This is a genomic window from Silvimonas soli, assembly GCF_030035605.1.
In the GTDB taxonomy this organism is placed as follows: domain Bacteria; phylum Pseudomonadota; class Gammaproteobacteria; order Burkholderiales; family Chitinibacteraceae; genus Silvimonas; species Silvimonas soli.
This window is the reverse complement of record NZ_CP106736.1, coordinates 2,806,167-2,825,062: the sequence shown is the minus strand read 5'-3', so window position 1 is coordinate 2,825,062 and position 18,896 is coordinate 2,806,167. Positions and strand designations below refer to the sequence as shown.

General features: G+C 59.0%; 15 protein-coding genes. 9 read left to right on the top strand and 6 right to left on the bottom strand.

Translation table 11 applies throughout. The features are described 5' to 3' along the window. Window positions 1-92 precede the first annotated feature (92 nt). From N7220_RS12920 to N7220_RS12900, 5 genes are all read left to right on the top strand, one after another. Window positions 93-995, top strand: a complete 903-nt coding sequence (locus N7220_RS12920) for an ion channel (RefSeq protein ID WP_283147933.1) — start codon at window positions 93-95, stop codon at window positions 993-995. A 147-nt stretch (window positions 996-1,142) separates the two neighbouring features. Then, window positions 1,143-4,598 carry a DNA translocase FtsK gene (locus N7220_RS12915; RefSeq protein ID WP_283147932.1) on the top strand — a complete coding sequence of 1,152 codons (3,456 nt, stop codon included), beginning with the start codon at window positions 1,143-1,145 and terminating at the stop codon, window positions 4,596-4,598. 156 nt (window positions 4,599-4,754) lie between these two features. Beyond that, complete coding sequence (locus N7220_RS12910) at window positions 4,755-6,041, top strand: aspartate carbamoyltransferase (protein ID WP_283147931.1); 1,287 nt, start codon at window positions 4,755-4,757, stop codon at window positions 6,039-6,041. Between the two features lie 111 nt (window positions 6,042-6,152). Then, window positions 6,153-6,359 (top strand): hypothetical protein, encoded by a 207-nt coding sequence (locus N7220_RS12905; protein WP_283147930.1) that lies wholly within the window; start codon window positions 6,153-6,155, stop codon window positions 6,357-6,359. 236 nt (window positions 6,360-6,595) lie between these two features. Continuing rightward, window positions 6,596-6,730, top strand: coding sequence for a hypothetical protein (locus N7220_RS12900; protein WP_283147929.1), 135 nt, complete (start codon window positions 6,596-6,598; stop codon window positions 6,728-6,730). Window positions 6,731-6,858: 128 nt separating this feature from the next. Here the strand turns inward: N7220_RS12900 and N7220_RS12895 are convergent, their stop codons facing one another. The 4 genes from N7220_RS12895 to N7220_RS12880 all read right to left on the bottom strand — a co-directional run bounded on the left by N7220_RS12895 (window position 6,859) and on the right by N7220_RS12880 (window position 9,679). Continuing rightward, entirely contained in the window at window positions 6,859-7,410 is a 552-nt protein-coding gene (locus tag N7220_RS12895; RefSeq protein WP_283147928.1) for a fasciclin domain-containing protein, read from the bottom strand. A gap of 192 nt (window positions 7,411-7,602) precedes the next feature. Beyond that, window positions 7,603-8,292 carry an anti-sigma factor gene (locus N7220_RS12890; protein ID WP_283147927.1) on the bottom strand — a complete coding sequence of 230 codons (690 nt, stop codon included), beginning with the start codon at window positions 8,290-8,292 and terminating at the stop codon, window positions 7,603-7,605. Then, entirely contained in the window at window positions 8,289-8,834 is a 546-nt protein-coding gene (locus tag N7220_RS12885) for an RNA polymerase sigma factor (RefSeq protein WP_283147926.1), read from the bottom strand. The genes N7220_RS12890 and N7220_RS12885 overlap by 4 nt, the downstream gene beginning before the upstream one ends. A 143-nt stretch (window positions 8,835-8,977) precedes the next feature. Then, on the bottom strand, window positions 8,978-9,679 hold the full coding sequence (locus tag N7220_RS12880) for a pentapeptide repeat-containing protein (protein WP_283147925.1): 702 nt from the start codon (window positions 9,677-9,679) through the stop codon (window positions 8,978-8,980). 94 nt (window positions 9,680-9,773) lie between these two features. On the opposite strand from N7220_RS12880, the gene N7220_RS12875 reads away from it, so the two are divergent. The 3 genes from N7220_RS12875 (at window position 9,774) to pncB (ending at window position 13,074) form a co-directional block, all read left to right on the top strand. Beyond that, entirely contained in the window at window positions 9,774-10,868 is a 1,095-nt protein-coding gene (locus N7220_RS12875) for a calcium:cation antiporter (RefSeq protein ID WP_283147924.1), read from the top strand. A gap of 101 nt (window positions 10,869-10,969) precedes the next feature. Further along, window positions 10,970-11,776, top strand: a complete 807-nt coding sequence (locus N7220_RS12870; RefSeq protein WP_283147923.1) for a cysteine hydrolase family protein — start codon at window positions 10,970-10,972, stop codon at window positions 11,774-11,776. Between the two features lie 68 nt (window positions 11,777-11,844). Further along, window positions 11,845-13,074, top strand: coding sequence for a nicotinate phosphoribosyltransferase (gene pncB, locus N7220_RS12865; protein WP_283147922.1), 1,230 nt, complete (start codon window positions 11,845-11,847; stop codon window positions 13,072-13,074). Window positions 13,075-13,269: 195 nt separating this feature from the next. Here the strand turns inward: pncB and pta are convergent, their stop codons facing one another. Further along, window positions 13,270-15,330 (bottom strand): phosphate acetyltransferase, encoded by a 2,061-nt coding sequence (gene pta, locus N7220_RS12860; RefSeq protein ID WP_283147921.1) that lies wholly within the window; start codon window positions 15,328-15,330, stop codon window positions 13,270-13,272. A gap of 317 nt (window positions 15,331-15,647) precedes the next feature. Continuing rightward, window positions 15,648-16,553 carry a hypothetical protein gene (locus tag N7220_RS12855; protein ID WP_283147920.1) on the bottom strand — a complete coding sequence of 302 codons (906 nt, stop codon included), beginning with the start codon at window positions 16,551-16,553 and terminating at the stop codon, window positions 15,648-15,650. Window positions 16,554-16,827: 274 nt separating this feature from the next. On the opposite strand from N7220_RS12855, the gene N7220_RS12850 reads away from it, so the two are divergent. Continuing rightward, window positions 16,828-18,867: a M3 family metallopeptidase gene (locus tag N7220_RS12850; protein ID WP_283147919.1), complete on the top strand. Its 2,040-nt coding sequence runs from the start codon at window positions 16,828-16,830 to the stop codon at window positions 18,865-18,867. The last annotated feature ends 29 nt before the right edge of the window (window positions 18,868-18,896 follow it).

Genomic DNA, 18,896 nt, shown 5'->3' with positions numbered 1-18,896 from the left:
AAACGCCTACCAAAAATGGCAGTTTCCGATCCGTGCGGTCAGCCCGAAAGAGGTCACAATCATTGAAACAAACAATAAAATGAGTGTTTGCCATGCCCAACTTGCGACCGTTTTTTAGTCAGAACTCCATGCGGTTGGGTGATCGCGAGATCATTACACACGGCTTGCAAAAGCAATTCTGGAGTGACCTCTATCACCGCTGCATGACGGTCACATGGCCAGTTTTCTTTCTACTGATAGGTCTGGCCTTTCTGCTTTTGAACGCCTTTTTTGCCGGGCTTTATCAGTTGGGCCAGCACCCGATTGCCAACCAGTTACCGCCGGATTTTCGCGGTGCGTTCTTCTTCAGCGTAGAGACCATCGCCACGGTCGGTTACGGTGATATGCATCCACAAACGCTCTATGGTCACCTGGTGGCTACCGTAGAAATTTTCTGGGGCATGATGAGCATTGCGCTGATCACCGGCGTGATGTTCGCCCGCTTCTCTCGCCCGCATGCCCGCATCGTGTTTTCCAGACATCCGGTGGTGCGCCAGGTGGACGGGCAAACCGTGCTGATGATGCGCGCCGCTAACGCCCGGCAGAATGTGATTGTCGATGCCAACGCCCGTTTACGGTTGTTACGCCAGGAAACCAGCCGCGAGGGTTTTCGCATTCGCCGCATTTACGACTTGCAGCTGGTGCGTGATGAGCATCCCATGTTTGTACTGAGCTGGACCGTGATGCACGTGATTGACGAATCCAGCCCTTTGCATGGCATGACGCCAGAAACGCTGGCGACGTACCAGAGTTCGTTGATCCTGAGCCTGGATGGCACCGATGAGACCACGACGCAGACCATGCGTTCACGCCACAATTTTGATCACAGTCTGATCCGCTGGCAGCATGCTTATGCCGACTTGCTGTACACCGACGAGAACGGCCAGCAGCACGTTGATTACGCCCAACTGGACGAAATCTACCCGCTCGCCGAGAGCGAACAAGCCACCGGCTAGAGGCTGCGCCAGGCACTTACACCAAATACTGTAACAATGCAGCGGTCGGTTGCTAATGACGATTGCGCCATACGAGCTTATGATTGCCGGTTTGGCGCGACAGAACGTCCGTTCACCTTGCGCCGGTAACAAAGCACAGATCCAGACATGACCCAAGGCCAACCGCAGCGCACGCCGCGCCCTACCCCCAGCCGGCCTCGCGGCAACAACCGCACCTCCGCGTTTTCAACACATTTGGGGCGTTCGCTCGCCCTTACCCTTGCGACCGCAGCCAGCCTCATTTTCCAGGTTACGCACTGGCCGCAATGGTGGCATGCAGGACTTGGCATCGGCGGCTGGTGGGTGGCGGGCGCCTGTGCCATCGCCGCCTGGCAGTCGTTCCGCCAGCAACCGGTCCGGGTAATCCAGCCGGGCTGGCGTAGTCCGCTGGGTTTCGTATTATTGCTGGCCAGCGGATCACTGGGCACCTGGCTGGTTGGCCCGTGGCAAAACCCGCTTGCGGGCCTGGTGGTACTTGCGGCAGGCGTTGCTGCAGGTCTGCCGCTTTGGCTGCAACAGAGCTGGAACGGGCTGACGGAAAATGTCGGTGCCCGCATTGAAAACACCTTGCGCCGCATTGGCAAAGACTCGCCCTTCCTTAAAGCCGCGCCGCCAGCAACGCCAGCCGATGACGCAGCTGATGAAGAGGAAGAATCCGTCACGGCAATGCCAGCTGCCGCGCCCGTCTTCGCCAAAGCGCAGACAACGACCGAAGTTGCGCACGACCCAGTGGCCGACTACGCCGCCCAAGTCGAACGCGAACGGCTTGCGGCATTGGCAGCAGCGGCGGCCAAACTGGATACGCGCAACAAGAACGTCTGGGCACCCAGCAAGCCACGTCCTGCCGAGCCTTTGCCGCTGGTCACGCTGATCAAACCGGCAGCGGCGCAGCCAGCACCGCCGCCCAAACCATTACCCGTACTGGGACGCGAACAGGTATTGCAACCACCTGCGCGAGTGGCAACGCGTTCCAACCGGTTGGCGCAAGCGACACCAGCTCCCAATTTGCCGCGCATTGAGGCCGATGAAATTCGCGAACGCCTGCAAGCACTGCATAGTCATCGTGGCACCCAGCGCATCGAAACGCCGGTGCAACGGCCAGCCCCTCTGCTGGAACCCGCCAAACCAGCGGTATCGCGCGCGCCGATTGTGGTGCGGTCCCGCCGCACAGTGAGCAATGCCGATGGTGCCGTATTCATTACGGCGCGGCATAACCAGTCATCAACACAGGAACCGGTTCCCACAACCGCCGAAATTCCGGCCATAGCCGAGCCGCACATTGCAACGCCGTTGCAACCTGTAGCTGTAGTGCCGACGCCATCCCCGGCAGAAACAACAATCACACCGCCGCCCACTGCCCGCGCACTGGGCTGGCAAGCCCCACGTCCGGTCGAGCCGGAAGCGCCTGCCGCACCAATAGAGCTGCCCGCGCTGGAGTTCACCCCGACGGTCGCGGTGCCCAATACGGCAGTGAGCGCAAACGCAAGACCACCGGTTGCCACACCTGCACTGCACACGCCACCCAGTTGGCGCACTGCTGCGCCGATCCCGTCGCGTATCGACCCTATTGCGCCAGACCTGGTACTGCCAGAATTAGCCGCAGCTGATTCCTTGGCGCACGGGCCGTTGGAAACCACTCCAGTCCATCTCGAAGTCACCCAGCCAGGCACTCCATTCACAACGTTCACATCCGCCGTCTCCGCACCGATACCAGCCTTTGTGCCGGAAGCACCAATCGCCAGCAGCGTGCCAGTGACGGCCCATGCGACTCAATTCGCCGCCGTCGCTCCAGTTGCAGCAAGTTTTGTTGCCGATTCAGCATGGACGGACGCCGCGGATGACGAAGATGCAGCAGAGGCCAACCCACCGTGGCTGCCCGGCCCGTTCTCCGGCGTTGCGCATCAAGTCACTGATCCGATCGCGGCGTCCAGCGCGTTCAGCACCTTTGACAGCGACGAAGTGGTGCAGCCGGAGCAGGCGAGCTATCAACCGTCAGCATGGGCCGCCGCCATTGTGGATCGCCCGCCGCCCGCGTCAGTACCTCCGCCCCGCCCGCTTTACGACGACAGTTGCCTGCCCGCACTGGAATTGCTGACACCACCGGCTGCGCAGATTGACCCGATCAGCCAGGACGACCTGATTGATCGCGGCATTGTGATCGAAGAAAAACTGGCCGAGTTCAAGGTGAAGGTCAACGTGCTGGATGCATACGCTGGCCCGGTCATTACCCGTTACGAAGTCGAGCCCGCTGTTGGCGTGCGCGGCGCGCAGATTGTCAATTTGATGAAGGATCTGTCCCGCGCGTTGGGGTTGGTCTCGATTCGCGTGGTGGAAACCATTCCGGGCAAGACCTGCATGGGTCTGGAACTACCCAACCCGACCCGGCAGATGATTCGCTTGTCCGAGATTCTGGCGGCGGAAGAATTTACCAGCACTGGCTCCAAACTCACCATGGCGCTCGGTAAAGACATCACCGGCAAGCCGGTGGTGACCGATCTGGCCAAGGCGCCGCACATGCTGGTGGCCGGGACAACCGGCTCGGGCAAGTCGGTGGGCGTGAACGCGATGATCCTGTCGTTGCTGTACAAGGCCACGCCGGACGAAGTGCGCTTCATCATGGTTGACCCGAAGATGCTGGAATTGTCGGTTTATGACGGCATTCCGCACTTGCTGGCCCCGGTGGTGACCGACATGAAGCTGGCCGCCAACGCGCTGAACTGGTGTGTGGCGGAGATGGAAAAGCGCTACCGGCTGATGAGCGCCATGGGTGTGCGTAACCTCGCCGGTTTCAACCAGAAAGTGAAAGAAGCTGAAAAGGCGGGCAAGCCACTCACCAATCCGTTCAGCCTGACCCCGGACAACCCGGAGCCGCTGGAACATCTGCCGTTCGTGGTGGTGGTGGTGGATGAGTTTGCTGATCTGATGATGACGGCCGGCAAGAAGATTGAAGAATTGATCGCCCGGCTGGCGCAGAAAGCGCGGGCGGCGGGCATCCATCTGATCCTGGCTACGCAGCGCCCTTCGGTGGATGTGATTACCGGCCTGATCAAGGCCAACATCCCGACCCGGCTGGCGTTCCAGGTATCGTCCAAGATCGACAGTCGCACGATTCTGGACCAGATGGGGGCGGAAGCTTTGCTCGGCCAGGGCGACATGCTGTTCCTGCCGCCGGGCACCGGTTACCCGCAACGCATTCATGGTGCGTTTGTGGCCGATGATGAAGTCCATCGCGTGGTCGAGTATCTGAAGACCACCGGCGAGCCGGATTATGTCGAAGCGATTCTCAACGGCGGCTTTGATGCCGAAGCCGCAGCCAGCGGTGCCGGTGGGGCGTGGGCAGAAGCTGGCGGCGAAGAAACCGACCCGCTGTATGACGAAGCGGTGTCGTTCGTACTCAAGAGCCGCCGGGCATCAATCTCTTCAGTACAGCGCCAGCTGCGCATCGGTTACAACCGTGCGGCGCGCTTGATTGAGCAGATGGAAGGCGCCGGGTTGGTCTCTGCTATGGAGAACAATGGCTCGCGCAATGTGCTCGCTCCGCCGGGCAATGAATACGCTGAATAAGGGTTGATTCGCCAGGGGGTTTGTAGGGTAGCTGAAACGCGCCGCTGCTAATGGTCAACATTGCGGTGGGTTCCAGCCGCCCTATATCGTCCTGGCTGGACACCTCCCCTGCCACAGGCTTAATATGCGCTCCGCGTACATACCGGAGACATCATCATGAGCCAGCAAGTTTTTCTGCGCGACGCCATGCGCAAACTGAACATGACCCGCGACAGCTTTGCCGATCGCATCGCGGCCAGCCGCAGAGCACTCGACACCTGGCTCTTGCCGGATGAATCTTCCGAATTTCGCACCATGCCGGAGATGGTTGAGCGTTTTGTCAGCGAGATTCTGCTGCGCGATACGCCTGCCACCGGATATACGCAGAGCGTAGAACCCACCTATTTGCGCGACCGCATTTCCGCCAATGGTCGTCCGCAACTACTATCGGTTGATCAGTTCACCCGCGAATCCGTTGGCGAATTGCTGCGCGTGGCCGACATCATGCAACCCATCGCCCGCCGCCAGAAAGTTTGCCGCGTACTGGAAGGGGCCGTGTTGGCCAATCTGTTTTTTGAAGCCAGCACCCGTACCCGCGTCAGCTTTGGCGCCGCATTTTGCCGCCTGGGTGGCAGCGTGTGCGATACCACGGGCTTCTCGTTTTCCTCGATGGCCAAGGGCGAGTCCATTTATGACACCAGCCGCGTGATTGCCGGTTACGCCGACGCGGTGGTAATTCGCCATCCGGAAAAAGGCTCAGTTGCCGAATTTGCCCGCGCCACCAATATCCCCGTGATCAACGGCGGCGACGGCCCCGGCGAGCACCCCAGCCAGGCCTTGCTCGACCTTTACACCATCGAAACGGAGTTCTCGCGCTTGGGCAAGCTGGTCGACGGCGCGCATATCGCCATGGTCGGCGATCTGAAATACGGCCGCACGGTGCATTCGCTGATCAAGCTGCTATCGCTGTACCGCAATATGAAGTTCACGCTGATCTCGCCGCCGATTCTGGAAATGCCGCAATATTTGATCGAACACGCCAGCCGCAATGGCCACGTGATCGAACAAACCGCCTCGCTGGCTGAAGGCTTGAAAGGCGCCGATGTGGTTTATGCCACCCGCATCCAGAAAGAGCGCTTTGCCGACGAAAACCTGGAAGGCTACACGCCGGACTTCCAGGTCAACTCTGCCATCGTCAGCGCTTATTGCAAGGCCGACACCATCATCATGCACCCGCTGCCACGCGACAGCCGTGAGGGTGCCAATGATTTGTCCACCGACTTGAATCACGATCCCCGCCTGGCCATCTTCCGCCAGACCGATAACGGCATTCCGGTACGCATGGCCATCTTTGCCACGCTGCTGGGCGTGGAAGGGCTGATTCAGCGCAATATGCGCGACGTGACCTGGCGCGCGCCGCAACACGTTGGGCCGGACGACGCGGCCTTCTACACGATGGAGTGACCCAAACCTGCGAGGTAACTGGAATAATACTCAAGCCGTGCCGGTGCGATACCCGGCGCGGCTTGTTTCATTTGTTTGAACCCTGAATTGTTCCAACCCGGAGTCCGCCCGATGCCTACCCCTGCCGTACTGTTTGCCGGTTTGCTCTTCAGCCTGATCGGCATGGTGGCTTTTCGTTATGGCAAGAAACAAGGGATGTGGGCGCCAATGGTGATCGGCATCGGCTTGATGGTTTATCCGTATTTCATTTCGCAGACCTGGTTGTTGTACGTGATCGGGTGCGTGTTGTGCGTGGGATTGTTTGTGGTGCGGGTTTAGGGTGGTGGCTTCAAAAGCTTGAATGCCTGACGGGGAGGAAAACTACGTCGTTTGTTGGCCAGGTGGTTCTGTTTGTTGTTACTTCCGCTAGCCATCACCGTTGCACTGGATTCCAGCCAAGGGGGCCGTCCAGCCGGGAATGATGAAAGGAGTAGCCCGTTTGTGTAGCCCGGATGGCGCGTTAGCGAGAATCCGGGGGACCATGCATGGATGAGCCACCGGGTTTGAATTTGCCAATGTCCCACCCCGGATTCCCGCTACCGCTTCATCCGGGCTACGACCCTATAGTGGGTTTGGGCGGCAAATGGTGGATTGCCGTCGCGCTGTGCCTGGAAATGGCGCTGACGTATCACCGCAAAAAACACGCGTGAGACCTGGCACGCAAACCTGCAAATAAAAACCCCCGCCGATCAGAGCGGGGTTGCTGCCAAAGAATGTCTGCACAGGGCAGCAAGGAGGGTCTCAAGTGTTTCCCCTTGGGCCGATCTGGATGGCGTGGTTATTTGGGCAGCAGAACAGTATCCACCACGTTGATCACGCCATTGGATTGGTACACGTCATAGGTGCTGATGTTGCCGACATCGCCTTTTTCATCCTTGATCACGATATTGTGCGGGCCGTTCCACATGGCCCACAGCATGCCGCCGCTGGCCGTTTTGAGGGTCGCAGTACCGTTGCCTTTTTCGATGGCGGCAGACAAGGCCTTGAAGTCATATTTGCCAGGAACCACGTGGTAGGTCAGCACTTTGGTCAGCGTGTCTTTGTTTTCTGGCTTCAGAAGCGTATCCACCGTGCCAGCGGGCAATTTGGCGAAAGCGGCATTGGTGGGAGCGAAAACGGTGAACGGGCCTTTGCTCTTGAGCGTATCGACCAAACCAGCAGCTTTGACGGCAGCGACCAGCGTGGTGTGATCAGCCGAGTTCACGGCATTATCCACAATGTCTTTGCTGGGGAACATGGCCTGGCCGCCAACGTCGATGGTGGAGTCGGCCTGTGCCAGCGGCAATGCCAGTGCGAGGGAAAGGGCGATCAGTGAGCAGAGCTTTTGCATGATGTTTCTCCTGGTTTATGTGGGCCTTGCATCTGGACATACGCAGCCACCATCGAACCGGATGCACCCGCAAGGCCTGATCACGAAAAAGCCTGGCAAGACCGGGGTCAGATAGCGCAAAAACGCACATGAAAAAGCCCGATGCTCATCCGCGAGGATGGCGCATCGGGCGTGGGCCTGAGAACGAGCGTTTTAGAGGTCGACCAGTTTACCCACCCACAACACCGGGCCAGTTGGTGCGCCAGTTGGCGAACCACCGTGGGGTTCCAGCGAGACCGCCAGCACGGCAGCCGATTGCATTTCTTTGGGTCGAACAACTTCGGTTGCACCATTGGCGGCAATCAAGCCCAGTGAGCGCGGCTTGCCACCTTCCGGAATCGCCCACAATTCCAGCGATTTATCCGCCGCAACCCGGTTACCCAGGTTTTCCAGCGTGGCAATCTTCAAGCTGCCATCTGGTGAAACGCGCGCCATCAGAGCAGCGGCGTGTGACTGCGGGTCTTGCAGCAAGGCCATATGGCCCGCGACTTCCACGGTCGACTTGGGTAAGGTCAACACCACGGCCAAGGCAATTGCGGCGGTAGCAAAACCACCGGCCAACAAGCGCCAAAGATAGATGCCTTGCCAACTCCACGGTGGCGCGGCCGGGCGCAAATCATGGATACGCCGGGTGACACCGCGCCAGACACTGGCCGGTGGCACGACCTGCGGCAAGGCGTAGATCAGCGGCAGCAGCTTTTCTTCGGTTTCGCGCACGGTGCGGCGCAAGGCAGCATCAAAGAACATCACCGCCTCAAAGCGGCGGCGGGCCTGGCCGCGCAAGGTGCCGATCACATATTCATCGGCCAGCTTTTGCTGGAGCAGCGGGTTGCGATAGTTCATGCCAGGCACCCCTTGAGCTTTTCCAGCCCGCGACGGCACCAGCTTTTGACTGTGCCCAGCGGCGCGGCCAGCCGGGCGGCGATTTCGCTGTGGCTCAGGTCGTCAAAAAACGCCATGGCGATCACCTGCCGTTGCACGGATTCCAGCCGTTTCAGGCATTCGGCGATGCGTTTGCTTTCCTGGTTTTGCGACAACAAACTCATCGGCCCCGGCGCTTCATCGGCCCAGGCATTGACGATGACGTCGTCGACATCCGGCACTTCCAGCTGCGGCTTGCGCAACCAGTCGATGCAATGATTACGCACAATGCGGCTCATCCACGTCAGTGGCTGGCTTTGTGCCGCCGAATAATCACCTGCGTGTTGCCAGATGCGCACATAACACTCCTGCATGACTTCCTCCGCCCAGTCTCGTCTTCTTAACATACGCAGCACGAGGGCAAACAGTTGCGGTGCAGTGTGCTTATAGAGTTGCTCCAGCGCTTTTTCATCGCCTTGGGCACAGCGGGCCAGCAACGGCGACAACGTTTCAGCGGTGACCATAGGCTGAACATCCTTGTGCTTTAAAGACGGCAAGACGGCGCATGGGCAAAGCGAATCCCTCAAACATGAACAGGTGACGGGCTAATCACAGCGTGTATAGCAGATCGCTCGCCGTTCGGCAGATTTGTCAGCGCCAGCGCGGGTTAATCCAGGACAGTCAGCCCCAGTTCGTGCAACAACATGGCCGCTTGCGCAGAAGAAATGGTCGCGCCACGAAATGGCCGGGCGTCGATCAGCTTGAGGCCGCCCAGATCGACCTCGCGCAAGTCGGTGCCATCAAAACGGCAGTCTTGCAGATTGGCATTACGCAAGCTGCCACCAATAAACACCGCCTCGCGAAAATCTGCGCCGACCAGATCAGCATCGGAGAAATCCAGTCCTTGCAGCAGACATTTGCGGAACGACATGCCCTGCAAGAAGGCGCCGATCAACAAGGTGTCGGCAAAGGTCAGCCCCAGCGTGGCAGCGTCCTCCAGATGCGCGCCGGTCAGTTTGCAGTGCGTGAAACTGCTGGCTCCCAGCTTGGCGCGACGCCAGTTGGTGTTGTTCAGATCGCACTTCTCGAACACCGAGTCAGTCACATCCGCCGCTTTGAAGTCCGCCTGGCGCCCCCGACAACTGCTCCAGTGCGTATCACCCAATGCCGCCCCGGCAAAGGAGGCCTCCATGATGGCGCAGCGGGTAAAGTGGCAGCCACGCAAATCCAGCCGCGAGAAATCACCGCCTTCCAGATCACAGTCTTCCAGGTGCAATGGCGCGCCGGCTTCGTCCAGCAGGGCTTGCAGGGCGGCGCGGCCCAGCGTTTGCCAGGTAATGAGTTGCGGGGAAGAAGCAGAATCGGTCATGAGCTAGCCTGAATGAAAAGCGGGAACGCCGGGCGACGCCGGAACAGCGGACATTGCACTACACTGCGGTCACAACAACAGCAAACCGCACATCATGAAACTGGTCAAACAAGAGACATTCCTGGTCATTGCACTATTGGCAATGGTGATCGCCTACGCCGTCGAGCACAGCGTGCTGGCCGCCGGGCAAACCGCCGCATTGATCGCCTCGGTGCTTATTATTGCCGCCATTCTACTGGCTGCATTGCGGGTCGCCCACCACGCCGAAATACTCGCCGAAAAAGTGGGCGAACCCTACGGCACCATGATCCTCACCTTGTCCGCCGTACTGGTGGAAGTGGTGATTCTGGCGATCATGACCAGCCATACGCCCTCGCCCACCTTGATGCGCGATACGGTGTATTCGGCGGTAATGCTCGATATCAACGGCATTCTGGGGCTGGCAGCCATTCTGGGCGGGCTCAAGCATGGCGAGCAAAAATACAATGTGGATTCGGGCAACACCTACATCGTGATGATCCTGACCGCGCTGGGCATTTCGATGATCGTGCCGGAGTTCATCCCGCAAGGTCAGTGGCAGGTGTATTCGATCTTTATCATCATCACCATGGTGGCCATGTATGGCATGTTCCTGCGTCTGCAGACCGGGCAACACAGCTATTTTTTCAGCTATACCTATGGCTCGCGCACGCATGGCACCGACGGCGAAGAGGATGAGCATCACGGTGGCAATGGCAATACGCGCTTGTCTGCGGCGTTGCTGGTGGGTGGCTTGATCCTGATTGGCGCGCTGGCGGAAGTGATGTCCAAAACGCTGTCTCTGGGTTTGCACGGTACGGGCGTGCCGCCAATGACCGCCGCGCTGGTGGTGGCTGTTATCAGCGCCAGCCCGGAAATCCTCACTGCGCTGCGCTCGGCACTGGCCAATCGCATGCAGGGCGTGGTGAACATTGCGCTGGGAGCATCGCTTTCCACCATCATTCTGACGGTACCGGTGATAGAGGGTCTGGCGTTGATTCGGGGCGAGCCGATTTATATGGCGCTCTCGCCCACGCAGACCGTAATGATGCTACTGACCTTGCTGGCCGCCGCCATCAATCTGCATGACGGTGAAACCAACGCCATCGAAGGACTGACGCACTTTGTACTGTTCGCCACTTTCTTGATGCTGGCGGCGATGGGCCTGTAACCCGGCGCAGGCGGTGAATAACACCAGTAGCCGCCCTGCCAGCCAAGCCAGCAAGTATAGTGTGGGCCTCAAGGAAACGACATTGTCATTGGGAGCAGGCCATGTCCGCCGCAACCACTCACCTGTTATTGATTGATCCGCAGAACGACTTTTGCGATATCCCCGGCGCAGCGCTGCCCGTGCCGGGCGCCAATGCCGATCTGCAACGAGTTGCCGATCTGTTGGCGCAACATGGCGCCCGCTTTGACGCGATCCACGTCACGCTGGATAGCCACAATCCAGTCGATATTGCCCATCCGCGCTGGTGGCGTAACGCAGCGGGCGAATCTCCGGCACCGTTCACGCTGATCAGCGTGGATGACGTCAGCGCGGGCAAATGGGCGGCGCGTGACCCGGCCCGGCAAGCGCAGAGTCTGGCGTATGTAAACGCTTTGGCCGCGCAAGGCCATTACCAGTTGATCATCTGGCCAGAGCATTGCCTGCTGGGTAGCTGGGGACATAACGTACATGCGGGCTTGCACGCGGCGCTGAACCACTGGGCCCGCGAACATATGCGGCTGGTGCATTACCAGCTCAAAGGCATGAACGAGGCCACCGAACATTATTCGGCGATCAAAGCTGAAGTCCCCGACATCAATGACCCGCGCACACTGCCGGATGCGGCCTGGATTCATACTCTGGCGCAGGCCGACACCATCGTTATCGCTGGTGAAGCGTTGTCGCACTGCGTGGCCGGAACAGTACGTGATCTGGCTGACCAACTGGGCCCGGACAACGTACACAAGCTGGTGTTGCTGACCGATTGCACTAGCCCGGTCAGCGGCTTTGAAACTCAGGGTGAAGACTTTATCCGGGAACTGACCGCGCGCGGCATGCGCACGGTGACCTCAAACCAGTTGTTTGGCTAAGCGCTCGCCTTGCTGATTGCGCATCCACACCGCGACCCCACCGGCGCCCGCCGCGCCAGGAGAAACGCATGACCGCTGTCGCCAATCCAGTCATCAATTCATTGCTGGATACCGATCTCTACAAGTTCACCATGATGCAGGAGATTCTGCACCATCAGCCCGAAACGCAGGCCGAATACACCTTCAAGTGCCGCAACCGGGCCGCGTACCCGCTGTCCACGCTCAAAGCAGAGATCGAAGCGCAACTGGATCACCTGTGCACGCTGCGTTTTTCCGAAGCAGAACTGGAATGGCTCGGCGCTTTGCGTTTTATTCACGGCGATTTCATCGACTTTTTGCGGCTGTTCCAGCTGCAGCGCAAGTTCATCACCGTATCAGTCGCAGGCACCGCGCCTGATGATCTGGCGATTCATGTCCACGGTCCGATGCTGCATTGCATGTTGTACGAAATCTACGTGCTGTCGATTGTGAACGAGGTGTACTTCCGCCATTTCGACCAAGCGGCGGCACTGGCAGCCGGGCGCGAACGGCTCGCCGCCAAAATCGATTTGCTCAAGCAGTTTGCCAAAGAGCCGCAAGCGCGCTCGCAATTCATCTTTTTCGACTTTGGCACTCGCCGTCGCTTCTCCCGCGACTGGCAAGAAGAGGTGGTCGCCACGCTGGCACGCCATGCCAAACCCTTTATGCGCGGCACCAGCAATCTGCTGCTGGCCATGCGTTATGGCCTGACACCGATTGGCACCATGGCGCATGAATACATGCAGGCCTTCCAGTGCTTTGGCTCACGGCTGCGGGATTTCCAGAAAAACGCACTGGAACACTGGGTGCGTGAATATCGCGGCGACTTGGGTATCGCGCTAACCGATGTGGTCGGGATGGATGCCTTCTTGCGCGACTTCGACTTGTACTTCTGCAAGCTGTTTGATGGCCTACGCCACGACTCGGGCGACCCGTACGCCTGGGGTGAGAAAGCCATCAAGCACTACGAGAAAATGCGTATCGATCCGGCGGGCAAGCAACTGGTGTTCAGCGATGGGCTGGATTTACAAAGCGCTATCGCCTTGTATCGCCACTTTGGTGACCGCACTCGGCCATCGTTTGGCATTGGTACCAATTTGACCAACGATTGTGGCGTGGAGCCATTGCAGATCGTCATCAAGCTCACCCGCTGCAACGGCCAGTTTGTGGCCAAGGTCAGCGACAGTCCCGGCAAGGGAATGTGCGAGGATGCCAACTTCCTCAATTATCTGTGTGATGTGTTCGAGATTCCGAATCGCGAGGCGGTATTGCCGGGTTGAGTCACGCATAGTCGTGCAGGGCGGGTGCAACCCGCCATGCAATATTGAACAAGCCCTCGCTTTGATCGTGTTGTGACGCGGCGGGTTGCACCCGCCCTACATGAGGTTTGCAACGAACCCTCCCCAAATACAAAAGGCCAACCGCAAGGTTGGCCTTTTGCTTGAACCACAGTACTAACCAGTCTGACCAATCAATCAGGCTGGCTGAGCGTGTGCACTCATCTGCTGTGCCTGAATCGCCGTCAGCGCAATCGTGAACACAATGTCGTCCACCAATGCCCCGCGCGACAAGTCGTTCACCGGTTTACGCAAGCCCTGCAACATTGGGCCCACACTCACCACATGCGCGCTACGTTGCACAGCCTTGTAGGTAGTGTTGCCGGTATTCAAGTCCGGGAACACAAACACGGTGGCCTGGCCCGCCACTTTGCTGCCTGGGGCTTTCTGCGCGGCAACGTCGGCGGTGGATGCAGCGTCGTACTGCAGCGGGCCATCCAGTACCAGATCGGTGTATTTGGCGCGAGCCAGTTCGGCGGCTTCACGCACTTTGTCGACATCGGCGCCAGCGCCAGACTTGCCGGTGCTGTAGCTGATCATGGCCACTTTCGGCACGATGCCGAACGCAGACGCACTGTCGGCACTTTGCTTGGCAATCTCGGCCAGTTGCTCGGCGGTCGGGTTGGGGTTGATGGCGCAATCACCGTACACCAGCACTTGATCTGGCATCAGCATAAAGAACACCGACGACACAATGGATGAGCCCGGAGCAGTCTTGATCAGTTGCAATGCCGGGCGCACGGTACTGGCAGTGGTGTGGATGGCACCAGAAACCAGGCCGTCGACCTTGTTTACGGCCAGCATCATCGTGCCCAGCACTACCGAGTCACCCAGTTGTTCCAGCGCCTGGATGTCAGTCAAACCCTTGCTCTTGCGCAGCTCGACCATCGGCGCGACGTATTCAGCGCGGATTTCATCCGGGTCGAGAATCTGCAGGCTTGGCGGCAGTACCACGCCTTGTGCGGCGGCCACTGCTTCGATGGTGGCGCGCTTGCCCAGCAATACGCAGTGGGCAATGCCTTTTTCTTCGCAAACGACGGCGGCGCGAATGGTGCGCGGCTCTTCGCCCTCAGGCAGCACAATGCGTTTCTTGTGCGAGCGCGCTTTCTGGATCAACTGGAAGCGGAAGGCTGGCGGCGACATGCGAATCGACGGCACCACTTTGACCGCGTTCATCAATTGCTCGGTACCCAACTGATCGGCCACAGCGTCGAGCACCAAATTCATGCGCTCGGTATCGTCTGCCGCCACAGCAGGTGGCACCCGGCTGATGCGTTCGGCAGTGCCGTAGCTGTCAGAATCAGTGCGCAACACCGGAATCCCGCTCTTGAGCGCGAGCGCAGCCAGCGCCTGGATACGCGGATCTGGCGCGCTGGAATGCGTCAGCAACAAACCGGCCAGCTGAATACCACTACCGGCAGCCAGCGCGGTCGCCAGCATCACGTCGTCACGATCACCGGCACTGACAATCAGTGCACCTGGCTTCATGCGTTCCACTACTTCTGGCACCGAACGCGCCGCAATCACGGTTTCCTGCACGCGGCGGGTGGCCAGTTCACCCTCGATCAGAATCTCGGCGTTCAGATGCCGCGCCACATCCAGCGTGCGCGGCGCCATCAAACTGGCGTCATACTTGATCACGCCCCACAGGGCGAGGCCATCCAGTTCATATTGCGCTGAGGCCGCATCAAAATTTTCTGGCGCTTTGTTGAAGATGACGCCAGCAACACTGCGACCTTCATTCTTCAGTTGGCGACCAATCACGCGGGCTTCGGCGGCGGCGCCGGGCACCGACGCACTGGAAACCAGGATGATCTCCGCCTGCATGCTGCGGGCGATTTCCTCGTTCAGGCGAGCGGTCACCGGATTGCTTGGATCAATATGCAACCCTTCGATCACCAGTACATCCACGCCCATCGCTGCGGCCATACACAGGCTGACCACGTCTTCCAGCAACTCGTCGTTCTGTCCTGCTACCACGCGTGAAACGACCTGCGCGGTGGAGAGTGGTACCGGGCTGTCGATATGACAGATCAAACGGGCAAAGTGGGTAGAGCGTTCCACATCGCCGTGATCCTGCCCTACGGGTTTTACAAACCCCACTTTCAGGCCCTGGTGCTGCAAAGCTCGCACCACACCCAATGCCACGGAGGTCAGGCCTACGTTCTGGCGGGTTGGTGCAATCAAGAATGTCTGCATGTTGAATATCCTGTGCTGACCGCCGGGCGCGGCGGAATCCGGCGTTACTGCCAGGCTGGGTACGCCAGCTGCAGTAACTCACTCAATACCGTTGTCATCGTTATAGCGCGATTGACTCCCCCGTAACGAGCTAATGCGATCAAGAGGGGAATCGAAAACCTCTGTTACCAAGCCTGCCGGGGTATTCATTGGCAGATTCAGAACAGGGGCTGACACTTGAGCGAGATCATGCCTTGTTCAGATTGCACTTGCTTTGGGTCAGGACAAATGAATACCCGGGTTTCGCCGTGAATATGTCGTTGACCAGTCCAATGCCATTATGCCGACGGCAAGCGCGCGCGCTCGGTGGCAAACCATTGCTGCAAACCTTCATCGGCAAAAGCACTGGCCAGCGCGTCGGCCTGATTCAGGTGCGCCGCGCTTGTCTGCGCTGCTCCGGTCAATTGATAAGCATGCGCCAACGCCAGCTCCAGAAAAGCCTCGTCTACCGTCTCTTCTGAAGCTTGCGCGTGATTGCCGCGAATCAACGCCAACGCCGCGTGGGCGTGGCCCAGGGCCACTTCCGCCTGACCGATTTTGTTGTGCACCAGCGCCAGCAAATACAAAGCGCGTTCTTCATGCATCCAGGTTCCGCAGCGCCGCCAGCATGCGAGAGCCGCAGCAGCGGCGTCCAGCATCAAAGCGGTCTCAGGCGGATTCAGTGTGGCCTTTTCCAGCATTTCGGAGGCCACATTGTTGCTGGTCACGGCTAATACCCGATCGATGCTGCCATCCCCTGCTGCCGAGGCCATGTCCAGCAGCGCCCGATACAGCTCACAGCCTTCCTCGACACGGTCGTTGGCGATCAGCCCCGATACAATCTGCGCCGTCATCCGCGCCAGACTGGCGGTCGGCTGCGTTGGGTTGAGCGTCACCACACGCGTTTGGGTGACCAGCGCAGCAGTTGTGTCACCCGCCAGCCATTGCGCCACCGCCAGAGAGATCAGCGCGTTGGTCGCATCTGTCGTCTGCGGCACCTGAGCCAGCACCGATTGAGCCAAGGCGTGGGCTTGCGGCCAGTCTTGCAAGTGCTCGCCTATCGTATGGTTGGACAAGCGCAAGAAATTGCCGGCCTGCTCGGCATTGCCAACCAGATGTTGGTGGGCTTGCAGCAATTGGGCCACGCTGTGCGGATCGGTTGCGTGCTTTTGCCAGCCGGTATCAATCAGTTCTTCCAGATTCATGATCCTTTGCGCTCCCCGGTTCACCGTTGTCGGAACAACAATAAAACAATAACAAAAACCGCAATCAATTACGCATCACGCAAGTTTTTTTCAGCAAACCACTGAAAACCCAAGCGCACCAATGCAAGGTCACATGCCATCGGCCCAGTCAGACAAACGGTGTCGCACCAGCATGACATACGACCGATCGTCTTTGACCCGCAGCAAACAATGCTGGCAAAGTGACCGACTAGCCGCAAGCGCTTTCCGATTACCCGCCCACAAGGCCACCAATATGACTACCAACAGCAACCCGCTGCTGCAAGACTGGGACACCCCACACCAGCTGCCGCCCTTTGACCTGATCCGCGCCGAGCACTTTGCCCCGGCATTTACCGCCCTGTTTGCTGAGCATCTGGCCGAAATCGACGCCATTGCTGCCGATCCAGCCGCGCCCACCTTTGCCAATACCGCGGCGGCCTTCGACGCGGCCGGTGCTCGCCTGAGCCGTGCCGAACTGTTGTTTGAAAACCTGACGTTGTCGGAGACCAACTCCGAGCTGCAAGCGGTAGAACGCGACATGGCGCCCGCACTGGCGGCGCACTCCAGCAAAGTATCGATGCATGCGGGTTTCTTTGCCCGGCTGGATGCCCTGTACGCACAGCGCCAGTCGCTGGAACTGAACGAAGAGCAACGCCGCCTGCTGGCCCGTTTGCATCTGGACTTCGTTCGCACCGGCGCGCAACTGCAAGGTGCTGATCGCGATCGTTTTGCCGTTATCGTCAGCCGCATTGCCGAGCTGAGCACCCAATTCAGCCAGAACGTGCTGGCCGATGAGTCGGAATTTCGTCTGACTTTGAAAGACGAGGCCGACCTGGCTGGCCTGCCAGACTTTCTACGTGATGCTGCCCAGTCTGCTGGTAAAGAACGCGGCGTCGACGGTTATGTGATCACCCTGTCGCGCTCGTTGGTGGTGCCGTTCCTCACTTACTCCACCCGCCGTGACCTGCGTGAAAGCGCTTGGCGCGCCTGGGTGAGCCGCGGCGAGCATGCCGGTCGCGAAAATGCCCCGCTGGCCAAAGAAATCCTCGCCTTGCGCCTGGAAAAAGCCAATCTGCTGGGTTACAAAAACTTTGCCGATTACGCACTGGCTGATCGTATGGCCGGAACGCCAGATGCGGTCTACCAGTTGCTGGAGCAAGTGTGGGAGCCAGCCAAACAAAGTTGCGCACAAGAGCGCGCACAACTGGTCGAAGCTGCCCGCAAACTGGGCGAAGCGCAGGACATCCAGGCGTGGGATTGGCGTTATCTGGCAGAGAAAGTTCGTGTCGCCAAATATGATCTGGACGATGCCGAGGTCAAACCGTATTTCAGCCTGGATAACATGCTGCGTGCCGTGTTTGATTGCGCCAATCGCCTGTTTGGCCTGACTTTTGCCGAGCGCACCGATGTGCCGCTGTATCACCCGGACGTGCGATTGTTTGAGGTATCCCGCGATGGCCAGCTCATCGGCCTGTTCCTGAGCGATAACTTTGCCCGCGCCAGCAAGCGTAGCGGCGCGTGGATGAACATATTCCGCAGCCAGTCGCGCAATGGCGCCACCGTGTTGCCGATTGTGATCAACAACAACAACTTTGCCAAAGCCAGCAGCGGCGAAACCCTGTTGAGCTTTGACGACGTGACCACGCTGTTCCACGAGTTTGGCCATGGTTTGCACGGGCTGTTGTCTAACGTCACCTACAATCGTCTTGCTGGCACCAACGTGCCGCAAGACTACGTAGAGCTGCCGTCGCAACTGCTTGAAAACTGGGCGTTGGTGCCAGAAGTGCTGGAACGCCATGCGCGTCATCTGCAAACCGGTGCGGTGATCCCGGCTGATCTGGTCGCGCGCATCCGTGCTTCTCGCACCTTCAATCAGGGCTACGAAACCGTCCGCTATACCGCTTCCACATTGATTGATCTGGCACTGCATCAGCGCACCGATGCCCAGGGCGTGGATATTGCCGAATTTGAAGCCGCCGAGCGCATTCGTCTGGGCGTGCCGCCAGAAGCAGGCATGAATCACCGTCTGCCGCACTTCGGACATATCTTCTCCGACGAGTATTACGCCGCCGGTTACTACGTTTACATGTGGGCCGAAGTACTGGAAGCCGAAGCGTTTGATGCGTTTGAAGAAGCAGGCAGCGCATTTGATCCGGCTCTGGCAGAAAAGCTCTATCGCTATATCTACAGTGCGGGCGATTCACGTGAACAGGGGTTGGCTTTCCGCACCTTCCGTGGCCGCGAACCCCAAGCGACGCCGATGTTGCGCAAGCGCGGGTTGATTGCAGCGTAAGGTTTTCTGGCTGTTGGCAATCTACGAGG